Below are 16,634 nucleotides of genomic sequence, written 5' to 3'. Positions count from 1 at the left end.
GGTCAGGAGTCGCCCGCGATGGCGCGGAGCTGCGCAATGCCCTGCGCGCCGCTGCGGACGAGAGAAATGGCGGCGGCGTACTCGGGAAAGGCGGCGGCGAGGCGCTCGGCGTTCGCCGTGCCGGCCGAGGTCCAGGCGTCCAGCAACTTGGTGGGGAAGGTGCTGGGCGGCCAGCCGCCGAGCCGCTCCTGGAAGAGGACGTGCGCGGCCGCGTCGGCGGAGATCTCGGGCTTCTTCTGGCTCATGTGTTCTGTCCGTTCAGGCGGTAGGCGGCCTCGGCTTCGGCGGCCTGTATGGCGAGGGCTTCCTCCGCGCAGACCTTGTGCGCGGGCTTCATCCGGGAGTCCCGGGTGTGCGCGGGGAAGCCGCAGTAGCGGCAGGGAAGGGGCCGGTCGGACCAGTGCGAGGAGTCGCGCCAGTCGAGGAGCTGGCCCGGGGTGTACTCGGGCTCGGGCGGCGGGTCGCGGCGCCGCCGACGGGCGGTCACTGGCCGGTCCCGAAGATCGCCGCGTACAGCCTGTCAGCCCTGCGGTTCCGTGCGCGGTCGGCCCGATCGGCATGGTGCCCGGGCTTCACACAGCCGTCACGGTCGCAGGACGGCAGGGCGTACCCCTCGGGGTCCCGGCCCTTGGCGATGCGGTACGCGAGCTTGTAGGCGCTGTGGCAGCGACCGCCATGGATGAGGTACGGGGCACCTTTGCTGTTGCGGGAGCCGGTCCACAGGAGGTGGCCATCGTTCGTCGGCTGGGTACGCCGCCAGAACAGGTCCTCGGGCGTGGCGGCGGCCTTGTACCCGCTCTTCGCCTTGGGCAGGCCGAGTACCGTGCGCGCAGCCGCGACCTTCTTCGCGTCCACGTTCAGCTGACGAGCGATGGCGCTGTTGGAGTGGCCGGCGTGAAGCAACTCGGCGATGTCGTCGCGGACCTTCATCGGGCTACCGCCGGTGTCCCCGGCCACTGCACGCCGTCCAGCGCGCGGGAGTGCGACGGAGGGACGTCGGCGAGCGGGTAGCCCAGCCAGTGCAGACCCATCGCGTGCAGCACGTACGCGTCGGCCTGGTCGTACCGGCCACGGCCCTCACACGGGACGCCGTACCGCTCGCAGACGGCGTCGCGGACCAGTCCCTTGACCTCCGCCGCGGTCAACTTTCGGCCGGTCTCCGGGTGCTTGTGCCGGGCCCGCCCGGTCGCGTAGATCGTGCGGGAGTCCGGGTTGACGACTGCGCACGGGATGCCCCGCCTCCAGAGGTCGCAGCGGATCGCCCACCGGGCCGCTGACAGTTCGTCGTGTCCGACCTGCTTTGCTGTCGAGTAGGCGGCGCCCTCGATGACCACGAAGTCCGCGCGGCGGTAGAACGAGGCGGCGGCTTCCACGAGGTAGACAAGGCGTTCCTCGGCGCGGCGGTCGCCGGTGCGGATCAGGTCCGTCCAGCCGGTGCCAGCGACGCCGGACAGGACGAGGGCGATGTCCAGGCCGATGACGGTGGGCCGGGGCCCGGCCGCCGCGAGGGCGGCCGGGGCCTCGGTGGGGAGGTCGAAGAGCGTCGTCACGATGCCTCTTCTCGGATGTGCGCGGGGAGCGGCAGGTCGAGGCTGGGGTTGCGGCAGTCGAGGCAGACCAGCTCGCGCGTCACCCGGGTCCGGGCGTGGACCGTGATCCGGCCCTCCGTCGTGCACAGGGCGGCCGTCTTCTCCAGGGCCTCGACGGCCTCCACCGACACGAGGACCGGTGTGCCGGCCCGGCGGCGGCCGGTCGACCCGGGCCACGTGCGGGCGATGGCGACGGAGACGACTCCGACCGCGGTGATGGCGGCGCCGAGGGCCGCAGCCACGGCGCTCATGACGCCACCCGCCGGCCGCCGTCCTCGCGGTGGCTCTGCCAGTGCCGGCCCGCGATGACCGCGGCGGTGTTGAGGCCCAGCGCGTCGTCCAGGCGCTGCTGGAGGTGGTCCGCGCGCTGCTGCTCTGCATCCCGGGCGGCGAGGAGCCGGGCGCCGACCTTCAGCAGCCGGGCCACCCGCCGCTCCAGGGCGGCGGCGCGGTCAGTGATGTGCCGGTCCCGGGTGTACAGGCGGCGGTTCGCGGCGTCGGCCTCGGCGAGCTGCCGCAGCAGCTGCCGCCGGGTGTAGACCGCGGTGGCCGCGTCGTCCTCGGCGAGGTCGGCGCGGCGCCGCTGCCGGGCGATCTCGGCTTCGGCTGCGGCGAGTTCGATGCGGAGCCGTCGGGTGGTGGTCAGTCCGAACATCACGCCTCACCGCCCGCGCGCTGCGCCGGGATCAGCGGCCACGAGCCGTCGATCACCTTGTTGGGGTCGCCGCCCTGCTCCGGGGTGGCCCGGGTGCGGAACCACTGCTGGAGGCTGGCCTGCTGGGCGGCGCGCCAGGCCTGCTGGGCGGTGAAGAGCTGGGCCGGGCTCATGGTGCTGAGGTGCGGGTACCGCTCGAACTGTGCTTCCGCGATGAGGAGTGCGGCGAGCGCGTCGGCCTCGGCGGTGTGCCAGTTCTCCAGCTGCACGCCGTACCGTTCGGCGGTGGGCTTCAGCTTCCGCTGGCCGCTGCCCTTCACGTACTTGTCGACCTGCTTGTCGATGACGTGCGGGTCCAGCAGGGGCAGCGGGTGCAGGCCCACGCGCTCCTCGACGGTCGGCAGCCCGTGGCGGACGAGGTCGTGGTGGAGGATCGACCAGTCGAAGCTGTGGTTGAAGGCGACGACGGGCATGCCCCACTCGATGGCCCTGACCAGGTTGGTGGCGATCTCGTCCAGCGCCGTCTTCGGGTCCTGGCCCGCGGCCTGGACCATGGCGTCGGTGATGCCGTGCACCTCGGACGCCTCCGGGGGGATCGGGACGCCGGGGTTGATCAGCCAGGAGAAGATGCGGTCCTCCCGGCCGCCGCCGCGGACGATGAACGCGGCGGTGACGATGCGGTCGGTCAGCGGGTCCGGGCCCGTGGTCTCGGTGTCCCAGGCGGCCCTGCGGACGGTGGCGAAGGAGGTCACTCGGCACCCCCAGCTGCACGCTCCTTGCCGATGCGGACGACCATGTCGCCGATCGGCTCCTCGTCGCCGACCTCGTTGGTCACCAACGCCCGCAGCTGGTTCGCCTGCTTCAGCTCGAAGTGGATCTGCCGCAGTCGCCCGGCGCTGGTACCCGGGTTGCAGATCTCGTCCAGGTACGACGCGGCCGAACGGACGGATGCCTCACCGCGGTCGATGGTGCTGTGCCCGGGGTCCGGGTCACCGGTGGGCACCAGGCCCGCGTTCAACAGCAGCACCCGCAGCGCCACCGACTGTGCCTTGGCGGTGCCCTTGTCACCGGAGTCAAGCGCCTCGCCCTGAGACTGGGCGACGAGGACGTCCCCGCGAGGGCCGACGATGTGCCACGTCACGGTCACGGTGCACTCGCGGGTTGCCTTGCCCTTGGCCGTCTTCGTGTCACGGTAGGTGGCGTCGACCTTGTGCGGGATGACGCTGACGCCATGCCGCATCGTGACCGGGGCGAATGCCTGCACCGTGGCGTCGACGCCACGGAAGTTGTAGCGGGAGTAGCCGTCGTTGTACTGCTCGGTCTTACCGATGGCGCGGATGTCCTTGCGGACCCTGATCCAGGCGATGTGGACGGGCACCAGTTCCGGGTCGTCGTCGCCGTGCTCGTAGCCGGCCATAGGGTCCGGGACCGCGGCGAAGTCCTCGGCGGGGCGAGGCTCCTCGCCCGGGACCGGGGCCGGGCCCGCGCCGGTGCGGCCGGCGGCAGCGGCGGCCCGCTCAGCGATCGTGGTCATGCGGCGTGCTCCTCACGGACAGAGCGGGGGATGCTGATCTGGCGGTACGTGCGGTCCTCGACGCAGTCCGCGTAGGCCTCGGGCCAGCGCTCGGCGAGCCGCTTCGTGTCGGTCCACTCCTTGGAGCGCTCGTCCAGAGACACGTACGGCTTGTCCAGAACCACGGCGGCCTCGGCGCCACCGAGCCCGGCGAGAATGCGCGCCTTCGCGGCCTTCTTCCGCCGCTCCGCGGCCACGACCTCCTGATGCGCGTCGAGGTACTCCTCGACGGCCTCCTGGGTTTCGACATCCCGGGTCAGGTCCACGACCCCGGCACGGTCCGGGTACAGGCGGCCGTACAGGTCGAGGAGGACATCCGGGTCCGCGTCAGCCGCGAGGACCGGCGGCCGCCGCTCGGTGATCTGCTGCCAGGCCCGCTCGCCCGCGGCGCGGAGGTCGGCGACGAGCTGGGCGTGGTCGGCGACACGGATGACGAACTGCCGGTAGTCGTTGCCGCCGATCAGGACCGCGGCGTGCATGTGGTCGTAGCCGCACGTGTCGGCCTGCCACAGCGTCTGCACCAGGACGTCGTCGGCGACGCCCTTGCGAAACTGGCCGGCCTTCATCTTGTCGCGGCACTTGATCTCGACCGCGCACTTCTCGCGGCCGTCGGCGAGCGGGCACTCCAGGACGCGACGGTCCAGGGTGCACATCTGCCAAGGCCGGTCGACGTTGGCGACGAGGCCGACACGGCGGACGACGGAGCGGTTGCGGCGGGCCCACTCGCGGGCGACGGTCTCCTCGTTGAGTCGGCCCCAGAGGGCCGGTTCGGAGTCGTCGGTCTCCAGCGGGAGGCCGCCGGTCTTGTCGTGGTAGACGGAGAGGGCGTTGCCGTAGCGGCTGATGCCGAGGATGGCGGCGATGTCGCTGGAGCCGATGCCGGAGCGGCGGGCCTGAAGCCAGACATCGCGGTCGGCGTCGGCGGGGAGGATGAGGCGGCCGGTGGGGGTGACCCGGCGGCCGGCGGCCGGGGCCTGAGCCCCGGCCTGCACGGTGGTCATCATCAGGCAGCACCCGCCTTCTTCTTCGGCTTCCACACGCCCGCCACCTCGGCCCACGCGCGGTAGTCCTCCAGCGGCATGCCGCCCTCGTCGGTGGAGTTGTCGTTGAGCGCCGTCGCGGCGGCGTTCGCGAGAAGCGCGTGGCCGATGGCCGCGAGCAGCACCTCGTTGGTGCCCTCCTCGATGACGAGGGCGCCGTGGCTGTTCTTGCTGCCCTTCAGGAGCCGCTCGGCCTCGCGGTAGTGCTCGGGTCCGGTGCTCATGCGGCCATACCGCCTTCCGTGGTCGTGAAGACGCTGGTGACGGTGGCGGCCCACAGCTGGCGGCGCAGCGCCTCCGCGGGCGTCCCGGCGAACGCGTCGCCGTACGCCTTCTCCTGGCGGGCGGCGATCTCCCGCGCGGTGTCCGGGCCCACCCGGACCTCCCCGCGCTCGATCTGACCGAGGACCCGCTCGTGGTCCTGCATCGGGGTCAGCGGGCTGCTCATCGGCGGCTGTCCTTCCGGGGTGATCGTGGGGTGGTAGATGCGGCGGCCGTCGATGTCGACGGCGGTGAGGTGCCCGTGCCGGGCGAAGGCCCGCAGGTCCTTCCGCGTCGTGTTGCGGCCGGTCGTCGGCCACGGCGAGCCGGTCATCATCTGCTCAGCGAGCTGGGTGGTGACCGGCCGGCCGTAGGCCCTTATGGCGGCGAGGAGCCAGCCGCGGCGGGTGATCGTGTCGCTCATCAGCGGGCGTCCTTCCTGCGCAGCACGTAGTGCCGGTTGTCGGGGTCGTCCACGAGCACGAGGTGACCGGCTCGGTGGAGGGCGTCGAGGTCGCGGCGAGCGGTGCCGCGCTGGACCACGCCGGGGTCGGTGACCTTGTAGAGCGACAGCACGCGGCTGGTGGTCCAGGGACCGCCGTGGGTGCGGATGGCGTCGCGCAGACGCTCCTGCCGGACGGTGAGCCCGGGGGTGGCATCGGCCGCCGGGCGGCGGCTGCTCTTCCCCTCGGCCATCGACCGCAACGTGCGGGCGGACTCGCGGACCAACTCCGCCGAGCGGGGGCCGATGCCGGACGCCGGTCCGTAGTGGGCGGCGACGCGGGCCTCGACCTCGTCAGCGATGAGGTCCAGCTCGACGGCGCCCTCGCGCAGCACCTCGGTGCGCACCAGCGAGTAGAGCCGCTCCACTCGGGCGTCGGTCTGCTCCGGCGGCGTCCAAGCGTCGGCCAGCAGGCGGACGTACTTCCGGAGTTCGTCGCGGGCGGTCACTCGTCGGCCCCCTCGTCGTACTCGGAGGCGACCTCCAGCGGTGTCACCACGTAGCCGGTGCGCCAGGTCCGCCCGCGGTCGAAGCCACGCGGAGTGACATGCGCGAACAGCTCCTGCTCGCCGTCCTCCGGCTTGTCGACGGTGTCCTCGTCCTCAGACCACCAGAGCGACACCTTCGTGCTCTCGTCGTACTCACGGAGCATCTCGGTCACGCAGTGCTTCCGGGCCTCGGCGGCCGTGGTGTAGAGGCCCATCACGATCGAGTCGTGCGACGCCCGATAGACCCGGCCCCGGGCGGCCTCCAGCGCGGCGACCCGGTTCAGCAGCCACTCGACCGCCGGCGCCACCCGCTCGTGGATCTCCACCTCCGCAGGGACACGTCGCGCCCCGCCGGCCGGGGACAGCAGACCCCGCACAGCCAGCAGGTCGGACTCGGCCGCCGCGAGCCGCGCACGGCGCCGCTCGTCCTGGGTCCCCAGCTCGGCGATCCGGGCCCGCGCCTCCCGACGACCGCGCTTCGCGGACTCCAGCGCCACCCGCAGCCGCTCGTACGCCAGCTCCTCGCCAGCCACTTGCCCGCGCAGCCGCTCGTTCTCCGCGAGCAGCCGACGCGCCACCGGATGCTGACGCGCCTGGTCCTGCTCCCACGCCACGTACATCTCGTCGTGGTTCACGTCGTCCCGCAGCCACGCCATCACCGCGGCCCGCGAAGCAGCCGACACCGGGTCCGACACCGTGCCGCGCCGCACGTAGCACTCCTCCGCCGAGTCCACCACGCTCGGCCACGGCCGGTCCTTCAGGACGTGGTACATCTCCTCGTCCAGCAGCCAGACGGCGCGCCCCACCTCGGGGATCTGCACGTACACCTGCGTCTGCCGCTCGGCCGGGTGCACGATGTCGTACGAGCCGAGCATCACGCGGACGGTGATCGAATCGCTCATGCCGCCACCGCCGGCGCCTCGTCGGCAGCCTGCGGCGTGGTCGCCTGCTCCGCCGTGAGCGGCACATTGTGCCCGGACAGCTCGACCCTGATCCCGCGGAACACGGTCTTGGCGTCCAGCCACACGTACTCGTCCGACGTCGCGTGCAGCGACACGTCCGCCCCGGGGATGTTCAGGGCCTCGCGCCACAGCTCGAACGCCTGCGGCGTCTCGAACTGGAGGCCCATCCAGGCCGGGCTGAAGTACGGCTGGTGGATCTGGATGTACCCGCCGGGCAACGCGCCCAGCATCTCGGTCAGCGCGACCAGTGCCTCGGCCGCGGCCCGCTGCTCGCTGATCGGGCGCAACGACCGGGTACTGGCCTGCGCGTTCGGTTCGGTAACGTGGGTGCCCATCGGGGCCTCTCTTTCGGATCTTGTAGGGGCGCCGGTCGTTGGGTCGCCAGGCCGGTCAAAGCGGGCGGCCCTTCGGCGCATCAAGGGGTCAGGCGGCGCGGGCCGCCAGCGGCGGGTTGAGCGTGTGGTGGCCGGGGCGGGTCATGATCCGCCGCAGCTTTTCGACCACCTCGTCGCTGGGCTCCGGGGCCTCGGCGACGCGCTCGTGGATGTGGGCGATGACGTCGTCGCCGAGGAGTGCGCGGCGCTCTTCGCGGGTCACGCGGCGGCTCCGGCGGGCTGGTTCTCCGAGTCATCGACCGGGTCCATGAGGGTGCGAATGTCCTGGTCATATGCCGTGGACAGTCGAAGCGCCGAGTTCAGGTCAGGTTGTGCGGTCCCGTCGACGTATCGATAAACGGACGAGATACTCACGCCTGTGCGCTTGGCGATGGCGTAGGGCGTCTTGTCACCGTGCTGGGCGGCGACGGCCCGGAGCTTGGCGACGTTGAGTCGGTACACGTGAGTGCCCCTCCCCCCGCAGGTAGCGAGGTAGTTTCCCTGTCGAGGGAAACTCAACCACACAGATTCCCTCTCTAGCAAGGGAATGTGCGCACGCGGGAAGGCGGGATTTAGGGACGAACGTGCGTTCGAAAGACGTCCGGCCAGGATCGATGCAGGTCAGTGGCCGGATGACCACTTTCCCCAGGGAGGGAATCCGTGACTATTCCCTCTCCAGGGAAGTAAAGTTTGGGGACATGACGGAAGCCACCCCCCACGGACGCGTGCAGAAGTTCTGCGCGCTGGTCCTCCCCGCGCTCGAGGTAGCCGGCTACGCCGGTTACGGATCGCAGCAGCGCCTTGTAGCCGACACCGGCATGAACAAGAGCACCGTCTCGCGTCTGCTCAAAGGCGAGCAGATTCCCCACGTCAAGTTCTTCCCCGCCCTGGCCAAGGCTGCGGGGCTCGATCCCGTTGAGTTGCTCGTCGCGGCAGAGATCCTGCCGCCTGAGTACCTGGAGTCCCAACAGACACTGTCAGAAACTAAACAATCACAGGTAGGCTCTCAGTCGATCACTCCGGAGGAGGCGGCTGAACGGCTGGGCATCCGTGACGACGTAGGGCGGTTCATCTTCCTAGCCGCAGTCGACAAGCTCATGCCCCCTCAGGCTGAGGACGACGAGGCCGGCACCTCCGGAGGCACGGCCGCACAGATGTAACCCGGGGGTGCGCATTGGAGTTCACGGCCACCAGCAAGGCCATCACAACAACGGCCGCAGGGATCCTCATCTCAGGGTTCGCCATCATCATCAGCAGCGTGCCCGGCGACAACGTGGCAGGCGCCGTCGGCGGAGCCTGCCTCATCATGGTCGCCCTGACCGTCATCATCTGCGTACTAGTCAGGCACTGGGTAGTCAACACCGACGCTGAGCGGCGCATCCTGAGCGCCGCTCAGCGCGAAGCTCAGGCCGAGCGCACCAGGTACATAGCAGCGCAGGCCGCCCTTGAGAACGAACAAGGGCGTCTCAACCAGGACATGGCCGCCGAACGCTCCCGCATCGCCCGCCTACTCATCGCCGAACGGCAAAAAATGGCCGCCGAGTTCGAGGAGCAGCGCGCGCAGTTGGCCGCGGAAGCCTTCAGGACAGGCGTTGAGATGGAACGATCCGGCTCCCTCAGGAGGGAAGCACCGCCTACCGCCAACCTCATACCGTTCCCGAAGCAGGGCCAGCCAGCACCACAAGCGGCTGAGCGCGAGCGGTCCCGCGAGCACGGAGAGGCTGCTCCCTGAACCCAGGCTCGCCCACGAACGCGAGACGGATCCGGGTGAAGTCGGGCTTCGTGGAACCGCGCTTCGTGGCCTTGTACAGGCGCACGGTCACCACATTCCGGATGACCTCTCGCTTCTGCTCCAAGGTCAGTGCCGGCACCTCCGGCTCCGTATCAGTGGCCGGCCGGCCGTTCCACACAGCATCTGGATCTGGGGAATCCAACAGGCCAAGCACCAAAGGCGACACACCAGTAAGGCCACGCATCTTCGCCCGCTCGGCCTCTAGTTTGGGCCCGAGACTCTGCTCAAGCCGCGCCAAGGAACCGGCGGACAGCATCGGACGACCCGTCTGCTCGTCGAATTTCTCCGCCAGTTGGCGAGCCTCCCGCAACTGCTCTTCGTAACCGTTGATCAAACGCTGGGCGGCAGCCAAGTTCTCGGCGATGTCCTCGCCTTTCGGGACGAGCGCGGCCCGCGCTGCTGCCTTGTTGCTGAACCACGCAATGACGTGCTCTTCGACGTAGGCGTTCACGGCATCCTCAGCCATGGAGACGTCCCGAGCTGCATCGCACGCCAAGCCGGGGCCCGTGTTCTGCCTAGGTTGGGCGGAGAGTAGCGCGTGATCGCCGCACTCCCCGCACAGCCCGATGTAGGTCAGTAGGTGTGACACCTCCGTACCCCGCTGCGGTCGGCGCGCGGGGTCTGTCAACTTCGCCGTCACACGGTTGAACATGGCCCGACCTTGTGGCGTTTCCAGCCCCTTGATCGGCTCCCAGGTCCCCTTGCGGTAGACACCGTTGTGAAGCCGCTCGCCGAGGTACGCCCGATTCTTCAGCATGATTCTGACCGTACGAGAGCTCCATTTTGATCCGTCCGGGCGGGCCGCGTCCGGATGCGAATTGAGCCACCGAAGGAGGGAGCGCACCGAGTGGCCTGAGTCGATGTGCTGGAACGCCTTGAGAACGACCGGGCCTTGGACTGGATGCTCGTACTGGCGGATGCAACGCGACCGGCCACCCACCACCGCGTACTCACGGGCGTACCCAAACGGCAACCGCCCGTGCGGCTTGCCGGCCTCAGCCTCCAGCGTGGTGGTTCGCGCGTTGCGGGCTTGCATCGCGTCGGCTTCGTCCTCAGCGTCAACAGCGTGCATGGCCGTCGCCTTGCGGTCGTCCCTGCGGCTGAGGTCGTAGACCTGGTCGTTGTAGCAGAGCAGTGTCCCGGTGGTCATGCAGGCGTTGCGAAGACGGACGTACGCCTCCAAGTCGCGGTAGTAGCGGGAGGCTTCGTAGGCAACGACGATGCGGCGGACACCTTCAGGAGCGGGGCTGCTGATGATGGTGGCGAGCAGGTCTTCGAAGTCGCCGCGGGCCTTCTTCGCGTGGCGACTCGCGGAGACATCGGAGTCCTTGAACTCGTGGATGATGGGCCAGCCGTGGCGGTGGCACAGGTCGCGACCGGTAGCTAGCTGGTCGTCAACGGAATCCCTGGCGCCCGTCTGGCCAGCGAAGACGTTGTCGCTGTTACGGCCATAGAGGTACGCCTCGAAGCGGACGTCGGGGATGACGAGGTGGAGGTACTCAGGCGCATAGGGCATGGATCGATGCTACTGACTCCTGTGTACCTAAGCGACGTTGTCGCCCCACAGGTGCCAGGTGGGGGTGGTGAGGGACCTGACCAGGGTCGGAGCCTCGGTGCCGCCGTGGGCGACCGGTGTGCCGAACGGCACGAAGCTGCCCGGGTTCAGTGAGGTGGACCGGGCGCCGACCAGGCCGCCGGCGCGACTGCTTTTGAAGTAGAGGTAGTTGACGCCGTTCACGCCGACCGCCATGTCGCCGTCGATGACGTCGTAGCCGGGGTCGAAGAACACCTGGGGCGCGGAGACGGTCCGGAAGTCGGTGGTGTAGTTGACCATCAGGACGTTGTGGCCGCTGGAGTTCACGGCCGAGTACAGGAGGGCGTACTGGCCGCGGCCCGCGTCCCAGAAGGCTTCCGGGGCCCAGCTGTGGGTCGCCATGTCGTGCAGTCGGGGGCGGCGGTAGCCGGTGAAGGTGCGCAGGTCGGTGGAGTCCCACACGTGGATGTACTGGCTGTTGTAGCCCCAGTCGGTGCCTTTGAGGTCGGTGGCCAGGACGACGAACGTGCCGTCCCGCTTGCGCATGATGAACGGGTCGCGCAGCCCGCCGGCCCCTTCGGTGGGGGTGACGACCGGGTTGTTCTGGTTGAGCGGCATCCAGTTCAGCGCGTCCGTGCTGACGGCCAGGTGCAGGCCGTAGTCGGTGCCGAGGCCCTGTGGTGACTCGGTGAAGTACCCCATCACATACGCCGAGTCGGCGGCGTGGGCGGGCCGGGCGCCCAGGGAGAGGTCGGCGGCCAGGGCGAGCGAGGTGGCCGCGGCGGCCCCCAGGAAGAGTCTGCGGGAGGGCATGGGGCGGGCGGGCGTGGTGGGCTGCATCGGCGCTCCGGGCTCGTACGGGGGTGCGGGACATGGCGGACACGTGGGGTTCGGAAGCCGGCTCGGCAACTCCGCTATGTGCGATATATCGAACCTGGTTCGGGAGACCGGTCAGACCGTAAGGCGTCGCTCAAGACGCGTCAATGGTCGCGACGGACCCGGGTGTGCGGCGCGGCGATCCGCCTCCCTCCGGGCCGGCGCAAGGCTCCCAACCGGCCTGGCACGGCGGCCGATTACCCGTGTCGATGACATTGACGGCCCGTCGGGCGCCCAACTATGTTCTCGACGAATTGGCGAACGGTGTTCGATATCACGGACATTGGCGGTGCGCGCCGCGCGTCCCCCACCAGCACGGGCTCTCACCGAAAGGGTGTGTCCATGTCCTCCTCCGTCAGCAGACGACGTCTCCTCCAGCTCGCCGGGGTCACCGCGGCGGCGTCCGCCGTGGGCCCCGTCCTCGGCGGCTCCGCCGCGCACGCGGTCGTACCCCCCGCCCGGTCCGACATCGGAGCCCAGGCCCTCCCCTTCGAGCTCGGCCAGGTCAGGCTGACCGCGAGCAGATGGCTGGACAACCAGAACCGGACCCTGAGCTATCTGCGGTTCGTCGACGTCGACCGGCTGCTGTACAACTTCCGCGCCAACCACCGTCTGTCCACCAACGGCGCGGCCGCCACCGGCGGCTGGGAGGCCCCCGACTTCCCCTTCCGCAGCCATGTCCAGGGCCATTTCCTCACCGCGTGGGCACAGGCGTACGCGGTGACCGGGGACGGCGTCTGCCGGGACAAGGCCCTGTACATGGTGGCGGAGCTGGCCAAGTGCCAGGCCAACAACGGCGCCGCCGGGTTCGGCGCGGGGTACCTTTCCGGCTATCCCGAGTCCGACTTCACCGCTCTGGAGGCGCGCACGCTGTCCAACGGGAACGTGCCGTACTACACCATCCACAAGACGCTGACCGGTCTGCTGGACGTGTGGCGGTACATCGGCAGCACGCAGGCCCGTGATGTGCTGCTGGCCCTGGCGGGCTGGGTCGACCGGCGCACCGGCCGGCTGAGCACCGCGCAGCTCCAGGCCATGCTGGGCACGGAGTTCGGCGGTATGAACGCCGTCCTGACCGACCTGTACCAGCAGACCGGCGACGCGCGATGGCTGGCCGTCGCCCAGCGGTTCGACCACGCCGCGGTGTTCGACCCGCTGGCGGCGGGCGAGGACCGGCTGGCCGGGCTGCACGCCAACACCCAGGTGCCCAAGTGGATCGGGGCCGTCCGCGAGTACAAGGCCACGGGCACCACCCGTTACCGGGACATCGCCACCAACGCCTGGAACTTCTGCGTCCACGCCCACACCTACGCCATCGGCGGCAACAGCCAGGCGGAGCACTTCCGCGCCCCGGACGCCATCGCCGCCTACCTGCGGCAGGACACCTGCGAGAGCTGCAACACCGTCAACATGCTCACGCTCACGCGGGAGTTGTTCGCGCTGACCCCGGACCGGGCCGAGCTGTTCGACTTCTACGAGCAGGCGTGGCTGAACCAGATGATCGGCCAGCAGAACCCCGCCGACCCGCACGGCCACGTCACCTACTTCACCCCGCTCAACCCCGGCGGCCGGCGGGGCGTGGGGCCGACCTGGGGCGGCGGCACCTGGAGCACCGACTACACCACCTTCTGGTGCTGCCAGGGCACGGGCCTGGAGATGCACACCCGGCTGATGGACTCCGTGTACTTCCACGCCGGCACCACCCTGACCGTGAACCTGTTCGTGCCCTCGGTGCTCACCTGGACACAGCGCGGCATCACCGTCACCCAGACCACGTCGTACCCGGCGAGCGACACCACGACCCTGCGGGTCACCGGCGACGTCGGCGGAACCTGGACGATGCGCGTCCGCATCCCCGGCTGGACCACCGGAGCCACCGTCAGTGTCAACGGCGTCGTACAGAACATCGCCACGACCCCCGGCGGTTACGCGGCCCTGACCCGCGCCTGGACGTCCGGCGACACCGTGACCGTCCGCCTGCCCATGCGCACCGTGCTGCGCCCTGCCAACGACAACCCCGGTGTCGTCGCGGTCACTTACGGACCGGTCGTGCTGGCCGGCGACTACGGTGACACCGCGCTCGGCTCCCTGCCCGCCCTGGACGCCTCCTCGATCAGGCGGACCAGTTCCACCGCGCTCGCCTTCACCGCCACGGCGAACGGCTCCCCCGTCGGCCTGGGCCCGTTCCACGACGCGCACGGCCACAACTACACCGTCTACTGGAAGACCGGGGGTGTGGCGTCCGTCCGGCTCGCCAACGCGGCAAGCGGCCTGGTGCTGGGCGTCCAGGACATGTCCACCGCCGACGGCGGCCGTGCGCTGCAATGGAGCGACTCGGGCACCGCCGACCACGACTGGGAGATGGTCCCCGACGGTGACGCCGTCCGCTTCCGCAATGTGCACAGCGGCAAGGTGCTCGGCGTACGGGACATGTCGACGGCCGACGGCGCCGCCGTGCTGCAGTGGTCGGACAACGGCACCGCCGACCACCGGTGGATCCTGACCGACCAGGGCGACGGCACCTTCAAGATCCGCAACGCGCACAGCGGGAAACTGCTCGGCATCGAGAACAACTCCACCGCGATGGGCGCCTTCGCGGTGCAGGCCCCGGACGACGGCACGGCCGACAACCGGTGGCGCGTCGTACGGTGACGGGCACGGGACGACCGCCGGTGAGCGGCCCCGGCCGCCGGGATCACGCGGTGGGCGCGGGGCCGAGGCAGCCATGCGCGCCGGGCATGGGTGTGACGCCGAAGTCATTTCATCCGGCTCCGGGTTGTCATTAGCCTCGACGGCGTGAACGAAACCATCAACAGCACAGGGACGGCCCGGCAGGACCGCGCGATCACCGTCCTGGGCGGTCCGACGGCCGTCATCGACCTGGGCGGGCTGCGCATCGTCAGCGACCCGGCCTTCGACGCGGCGGGCCCCCAGGGGTACCTCACCAAGACCGCCGGTCCGGCCGCCGGCGAAGACGTGGTGGGGCCGGTCGACCTCGTCCTGGTCAGCCACGAAGCCCACCCGGACAACCTCGACGAGCGGGGCCGCGCGTTCGCGAAGTCCGCTCCGCTGGTGCTGACCGGGCCGCTGTCCGCGCGGCGGCTCGGCTCACCGGCCGTCGGCCTCGCCCCGTGGACCGCCCACTCCGTGCCCCGCCCGGACGGCGCCGGCGATCTGACCGTGCTGGCGGTCCCCGCCGTCCACGGCCCCGAGGACGCCGAGCGGGATGCCGACGGCAACGTCAACTGCGAGGTCATCGGGTTCGTGCTGTCCGGACAGGAGCTTCCCACCGTGTACGTCAGCGGTGACAACGCCTCGCTCCGCACGGTCGTGGAGATCTCCCGCCGGGTGCCGGACATCGACGCCGCCGTCCTGCACGCGGGAGCGGCCCGGGTACCGGCGAGGTTCGACGGGCGGCCCCTGACCCTGGACGGCCACCGGGCCGCCGCCGCGGCGGCCGTCCTGGGCGCGGACGTCGTCGTACCGGCGCACTACGACGGCTGGGCCCACTTCTCCGAGGGCCTGCCGGAGATCGAGCTGGCCTTCCACGAGGCCGGTCTCTCCGCACTGCTCCGGGTCGCGCCCCATGGCACCTGGCTGCCGCTCGTCCCCTGACCCCGGCCGCCGAACCGGCCTGGAACCACAGGCCGGTACCGGTGTGCCAACCCTCCGCCAGCGGTGCAGGGGGATCTCGAAGTGCACGGTGCCGACGCCCGGACCGTGCTCCCCCGTGGTGCGCGCGTCGAACACCTCCTTCGCGATGCCGCGCCAGAAGTCCTCCGCGCCCTCCACGTCGACGTTGGTGTGGAGATAGATGCTGTCGTAACCGGGGGTCTCGGCGACGAAGTCGCACGCCTGCCGCACCAGCGTCCGCGCCAGTCCGTGACGGCGGTGCCGGGGGCAGACGTAGACGCGGACGAGCTGGGCGGTGGTGGCCGGCGGGTAGCGTTCGGCGAGCCGGCGGGGGTGCGGCGGATGGGCCGGGTCCCGCCGACCGTATCAGCCGCGCGGCCCTGCCCAGCCTGATCGAGCGCCGCGGCTCGATCGTCAACGTCTCGTCCGTCTCCGCCCGGATGCCCGGCACCGGCCCGGCCGCCTACGGCGCGGCCAAGGCGGCCCTCAACGCACTGGGCAAGTCGCTGGCCGAGGAGTTCGGTCCCCAGGGCGTGCGCGTGAACACCGTCTCCCCCGGAGTGACCCGCACCTCCGTCTGGGACGACCCCGACGGTTTCGGCGCCAAGGTGGCGGCCGGGGCCGGCGCGGAGCACGCGGCCTTCCTCGAGCGGGTCCCGGACGCCTTCGGCATCACCACCGGCCGGATCACCGAACCCGAAGAGGTGGCGGCTCTGATCGTGTTCCTGCTCTCCGGCGCGGCCGGCAACATCACCGGCGCCGACTACGTCATCAACGGCGGCATGGTCAAGACCGTCTGACCCATCCCCTTGGACGCTCACGAGACCCGGACCACGCGCATGTCGCCGCGCTCGTACACCGCGCAGGTCACGTCCTTCTCCGGGGGCGTGGGGCATGAGGGGCGCGGGTCGAGCGGCTTGCGGACGCCGAGGGCCACGTAGCCGTCCCGGCGGGCGGAGTGGTACTCGACGCTGAAGGAGGCGGAGTCGGCCCGGGCGCGGGTCACTCGCACACCGGGGGGCGTGTCGGTCGTGTACAGGAGTTCCTGGTGCTCCCGGTACCGCGCGACCTCCGCCGTGTGCCGGCGCTGCCGCGCCCGGCCCGGGCCGATGAAGGCTCCGTAGGCCACCGCCGCGGCGAGGGCGGCCGTCGCGCCGAGCCGCACCCATCGGTTCGGCACGAAGAACGCGGCGGCCACCGCGTACGGTACTCCGGTCAGCGCGACGCGGATGTCCGCGCTTCCCAGGGAGACGCCCTCGTCGTAGGCGGCCGGACCCGCCAGGACGCCGAGTGTGCCGAGGACGAAGGCCGGGTCGCCCAGCCGAGCCGCTTGGGCGCGGAGGCGCACAGCGGCA

The 16,634-nt window shown here is 70.6% G+C and carries 22 protein-coding genes and 3 pseudogenes; 5 read left to right on the top strand and 20 right to left on the bottom strand.

The window, feature by feature from the left end:
* Positions 1–2: 2 nt before the first annotated feature.
* From IE251_RS13010 to IE251_RS12935, 16 genes are all read right to left on the bottom strand, one after another.
* A complete protein-coding gene (locus IE251_RS13010; RefSeq protein ID WP_189753054.1) occupies positions 3–245 on the bottom strand; it encodes a hypothetical protein in 243 nt (80 codons plus the stop codon).
* Positions 242–487: a hypothetical protein gene (locus tag IE251_RS13005; protein ID WP_189753053.1), complete on the bottom strand. Its 246-nt coding sequence runs from the start codon at positions 485–487 to the stop codon at positions 242–244. The genes IE251_RS13010 and IE251_RS13005 overlap by 4 nt, the downstream gene beginning before the upstream one ends.
* Entirely contained in the window at positions 484–930 is a 447-nt protein-coding gene (locus tag IE251_RS13000; RefSeq protein ID WP_189753052.1) for a hypothetical protein, read from the bottom strand. The genes IE251_RS13005 and IE251_RS13000 overlap by 4 nt, the downstream gene beginning before the upstream one ends.
* Complete coding sequence (locus tag IE251_RS12995) at positions 927–1,550, bottom strand: hypothetical protein (RefSeq protein WP_229896726.1); 624 nt, start codon at positions 1,548–1,550, stop codon at positions 927–929. Before IE251_RS12995 ends, IE251_RS13000 begins: the two co-directional genes overlap by 4 nt.
* Complete coding sequence (locus IE251_RS12990) at positions 1,547–1,840, bottom strand: hypothetical protein (protein ID WP_189753051.1); 294 nt, start codon at positions 1,838–1,840, stop codon at positions 1,547–1,549. The genes IE251_RS12995 and IE251_RS12990 overlap by 4 nt, the downstream gene beginning before the upstream one ends.
* Entirely contained in the window at positions 1,837–2,244 is a 408-nt protein-coding gene (locus IE251_RS12985; RefSeq protein ID WP_189753050.1) for a hypothetical protein, read from the bottom strand. The genes IE251_RS12990 and IE251_RS12985 overlap by 4 nt, the downstream gene beginning before the upstream one ends.
* On the bottom strand, positions 2,244–2,996 hold the full coding sequence (locus IE251_RS12980) for an exonuclease domain-containing protein (protein ID WP_189753049.1): 753 nt from the start codon (positions 2,994–2,996) through the stop codon (positions 2,244–2,246). Before IE251_RS12980 ends, IE251_RS12985 begins: the two co-directional genes overlap by 1 nt.
* On the bottom strand, positions 2,993–3,778 hold the full coding sequence (locus IE251_RS12975; protein WP_189753048.1) for an ERF family protein: 786 nt from the start codon (positions 3,776–3,778) through the stop codon (positions 2,993–2,995). Before IE251_RS12975 ends, IE251_RS12980 begins: the two co-directional genes overlap by 4 nt.
* Positions 3,775–4,821, bottom strand: a complete 1,047-nt coding sequence (locus IE251_RS12970; protein WP_229896725.1) for a YqaJ viral recombinase family nuclease — start codon at positions 4,819–4,821, stop codon at positions 3,775–3,777. Before IE251_RS12970 ends, IE251_RS12975 begins: the two co-directional genes overlap by 4 nt.
* Positions 4,821–5,081 carry a hypothetical protein gene (locus IE251_RS12965; protein WP_189753047.1) on the bottom strand — a complete coding sequence of 87 codons (261 nt, stop codon included), beginning with the start codon at positions 5,079–5,081 and terminating at the stop codon, positions 4,821–4,823. Before IE251_RS12965 ends, IE251_RS12970 begins: the two co-directional genes overlap by 1 nt.
* Positions 5,078–5,542: a hypothetical protein gene (locus IE251_RS12960; RefSeq protein WP_189753046.1), complete on the bottom strand. Its 465-nt coding sequence runs from the start codon at positions 5,540–5,542 to the stop codon at positions 5,078–5,080. The genes IE251_RS12965 and IE251_RS12960 overlap by 4 nt, the downstream gene beginning before the upstream one ends.
* On the bottom strand, positions 5,542–6,069 hold the full coding sequence (locus IE251_RS12955; RefSeq protein ID WP_189753045.1) for a hypothetical protein: 528 nt from the start codon (positions 6,067–6,069) through the stop codon (positions 5,542–5,544). The genes IE251_RS12960 and IE251_RS12955 overlap by 1 nt, the downstream gene beginning before the upstream one ends.
* Positions 6,066–7,010: a hypothetical protein gene (locus tag IE251_RS12950; RefSeq protein WP_189753044.1), complete on the bottom strand. Its 945-nt coding sequence runs from the start codon at positions 7,008–7,010 to the stop codon at positions 6,066–6,068. The genes IE251_RS12955 and IE251_RS12950 overlap by 4 nt, the downstream gene beginning before the upstream one ends.
* A complete protein-coding gene (locus IE251_RS12945) occupies positions 7,007–7,405 on the bottom strand; it encodes a hypothetical protein (RefSeq protein ID WP_189753043.1) in 399 nt (132 codons plus the stop codon). The genes IE251_RS12950 and IE251_RS12945 overlap by 4 nt, the downstream gene beginning before the upstream one ends.
* A gap of 88 nt (positions 7,406–7,493) precedes the next feature.
* Positions 7,494–7,667 carry a hypothetical protein gene (locus tag IE251_RS12940; RefSeq protein WP_189753042.1) on the bottom strand — a complete coding sequence of 58 codons (174 nt, stop codon included), beginning with the start codon at positions 7,665–7,667 and terminating at the stop codon, positions 7,494–7,496.
* The gene (locus tag IE251_RS12935; protein ID WP_189753041.1) at positions 7,664–7,906 is read right to left on the bottom strand and encodes a helix-turn-helix domain-containing protein; all 243 of its coding nucleotides are present in this window, start codon (positions 7,904–7,906) and stop codon (positions 7,664–7,666) included. Before IE251_RS12935 ends, IE251_RS12940 begins: the two co-directional genes overlap by 4 nt.
* 236 nt (positions 7,907–8,142) lie before the next feature.
* Between IE251_RS12935 and IE251_RS12930 the strand changes: the two genes are divergently transcribed.
* Together IE251_RS12930 and IE251_RS12925 are read left to right on the top strand one after the other, a co-directional pair.
* Positions 8,143–8,604 carry a helix-turn-helix domain-containing protein gene (locus IE251_RS12930; protein WP_189753040.1) on the top strand — a complete coding sequence of 154 codons (462 nt, stop codon included), beginning with the start codon at positions 8,143–8,145 and terminating at the stop codon, positions 8,602–8,604.
* A 14-nt stretch (positions 8,605–8,618) separates the two neighbouring features.
* Positions 8,619–9,176, top strand: a complete 558-nt coding sequence (locus IE251_RS12925; RefSeq protein WP_189753039.1) for a hypothetical protein — start codon at positions 8,619–8,621, stop codon at positions 9,174–9,176.
* Here the strand turns inward: IE251_RS12925 and IE251_RS12920 are convergent.
* Together IE251_RS12920 and IE251_RS12915 are read right to left on the bottom strand one after the other, a co-directional pair.
* The gene (locus IE251_RS12920; RefSeq protein ID WP_189753038.1) at positions 9,091–10,752 is read right to left on the bottom strand and encodes a recombinase family protein; all 1,662 of its coding nucleotides are present in this window, start codon (positions 10,750–10,752) and stop codon (positions 9,091–9,093) included. The genes IE251_RS12925 and IE251_RS12920 overlap by 86 nt on opposite strands.
* 39 nt (positions 10,753–10,791) lie before the next feature.
* Positions 10,792–11,610: pseudogene (locus IE251_RS12915) on the bottom strand (glycoside hydrolase family 43 protein); the annotation flags it as partial.
* A gap of 378 nt (positions 11,611–11,988) precedes the next feature.
* Here IE251_RS12915 and IE251_RS12910 point away from each other — a divergent pair.
* Both IE251_RS12910 and IE251_RS12905 read left to right on the top strand, forming a co-directional pair.
* Positions 11,989–14,298: a beta-L-arabinofuranosidase domain-containing protein gene (locus IE251_RS12910; protein ID WP_189753037.1), complete on the top strand. Its 2,310-nt coding sequence runs from the start codon at positions 11,989–11,991 to the stop codon at positions 14,296–14,298.
* 144 nt (positions 14,299–14,442) lie between these two features.
* The gene (locus tag IE251_RS12905; protein ID WP_189753036.1) at positions 14,443–15,261 is read left to right on the top strand and encodes an MBL fold metallo-hydrolase; all 819 of its coding nucleotides are present in this window, start codon (positions 14,443–14,445) and stop codon (positions 15,259–15,261) included.
* A 165-nt stretch (positions 15,262–15,426) separates the two neighbouring features.
* Here the strand turns inward: IE251_RS12905 and IE251_RS42085 are convergent.
* Positions 15,427–15,573 (bottom strand): annotated as a pseudogene (locus IE251_RS42085) (GNAT family N-acetyltransferase); the annotation flags it as partial.
* A 62-nt stretch (positions 15,574–15,635) separates the two neighbouring features.
* On the opposite strand from IE251_RS42085, the pseudogene IE251_RS12895 reads away from it, so the two are divergent.
* Positions 15,636–16,079: pseudogene (locus IE251_RS12895) on the top strand (SDR family NAD(P)-dependent oxidoreductase); the annotation flags it as partial.
* Between the two features lie 17 nt (positions 16,080–16,096).
* On the opposite strand, the gene IE251_RS12890 reads toward IE251_RS12895, so the two are convergent.
* On the bottom strand, positions 16,097–16,627 hold the full coding sequence (locus IE251_RS12890; protein ID WP_189753035.1) for a hypothetical protein: 531 nt from the start codon (positions 16,625–16,627) through the stop codon (positions 16,097–16,099).
* Positions 16,628–16,634: the final 7 nt, after the last annotated feature.

The sequence above is a fragment of the Streptomyces eurythermus genome, from assembly GCF_014649115.1.
Lineage (GTDB): Bacteria > Actinomycetota > Actinomycetes > Streptomycetales > Streptomycetaceae > Streptomyces > Streptomyces eurythermus.
Note: the sequence above shows the minus strand (reverse complement) of the source record. Positions and strands in the feature narration are given on the sequence as shown.

What these genes read in the sequence shown, in the direction of transcription:
- IE251_RS12930 (WP_189753040.1), top strand. Translation starts at nt 8,143, where the DNA reads ATGACGGAAGCCACCCCCCACGGACGCGTGCAGAAGTTCTGCGCGCTG.
- IE251_RS12920 (WP_189753038.1), bottom strand. Translation starts at nt 10,752, where the DNA reads ATGCCCTATGCGCCTGAGTACCTCCACCTCGTCATCCCCGACGTCCGC.
- IE251_RS13000 (WP_189753052.1), bottom strand. Translation starts at nt 930, where the DNA reads ATGAAGGTCCGCGACGACATCGCCGAGTTGCTTCACGCCGGCCACTCC.
- IE251_RS12950 (WP_189753044.1), bottom strand. Translation starts at nt 7,010, where the DNA reads ATGAGCGATTCGATCACCGTCCGCGTGATGCTCGGCTCGTACGACATC.
- IE251_RS12990 (WP_189753051.1), bottom strand. Translation starts at nt 1,840, where the DNA reads ATGAGCGCCGTGGCTGCGGCCCTCGGCGCCGCCATCACCGCGGTCGGA.
- IE251_RS12960 (WP_189753046.1), bottom strand. Translation starts at nt 5,542, where the DNA reads ATGAGCGACACGATCACCCGCCGCGGCTGGCTCCTCGCCGCCATAAGG.
- IE251_RS12910 (WP_189753037.1), top strand. Translation starts at nt 11,989, where the DNA reads ATGTCCTCCTCCGTCAGCAGACGACGTCTCCTCCAGCTCGCCGGGGTC.
- IE251_RS13010 (WP_189753054.1), bottom strand. Translation starts at nt 245, where the DNA reads ATGAGCCAGAAGAAGCCCGAGATCTCCGCCGACGCGGCCGCGCACGTC.
- IE251_RS12985 (WP_189753050.1), bottom strand. Translation starts at nt 2,244, where the DNA reads ATGTTCGGACTGACCACCACCCGACGGCTCCGCATCGAACTCGCCGCA.
- IE251_RS12970 (WP_229896725.1), bottom strand. Translation starts at nt 4,821, where the DNA reads ATGATGACCACCGTGCAGGCCGGGGCTCAGGCCCCGGCCGCCGGCCGC.
- IE251_RS12965 (WP_189753047.1), bottom strand. Translation starts at nt 5,081, where the DNA reads ATGAGCACCGGACCCGAGCACTACCGCGAGGCCGAGCGGCTCCTGAAG.
- IE251_RS12945 (WP_189753043.1), bottom strand. Translation starts at nt 7,405, where the DNA reads ATGGGCACCCACGTTACCGAACCGAACGCGCAGGCCAGTACCCGGTCG.
- IE251_RS12975 (WP_189753048.1), bottom strand. Translation starts at nt 3,778, where the DNA reads ATGACCACGATCGCTGAGCGGGCCGCCGCTGCCGCCGGCCGCACCGGC.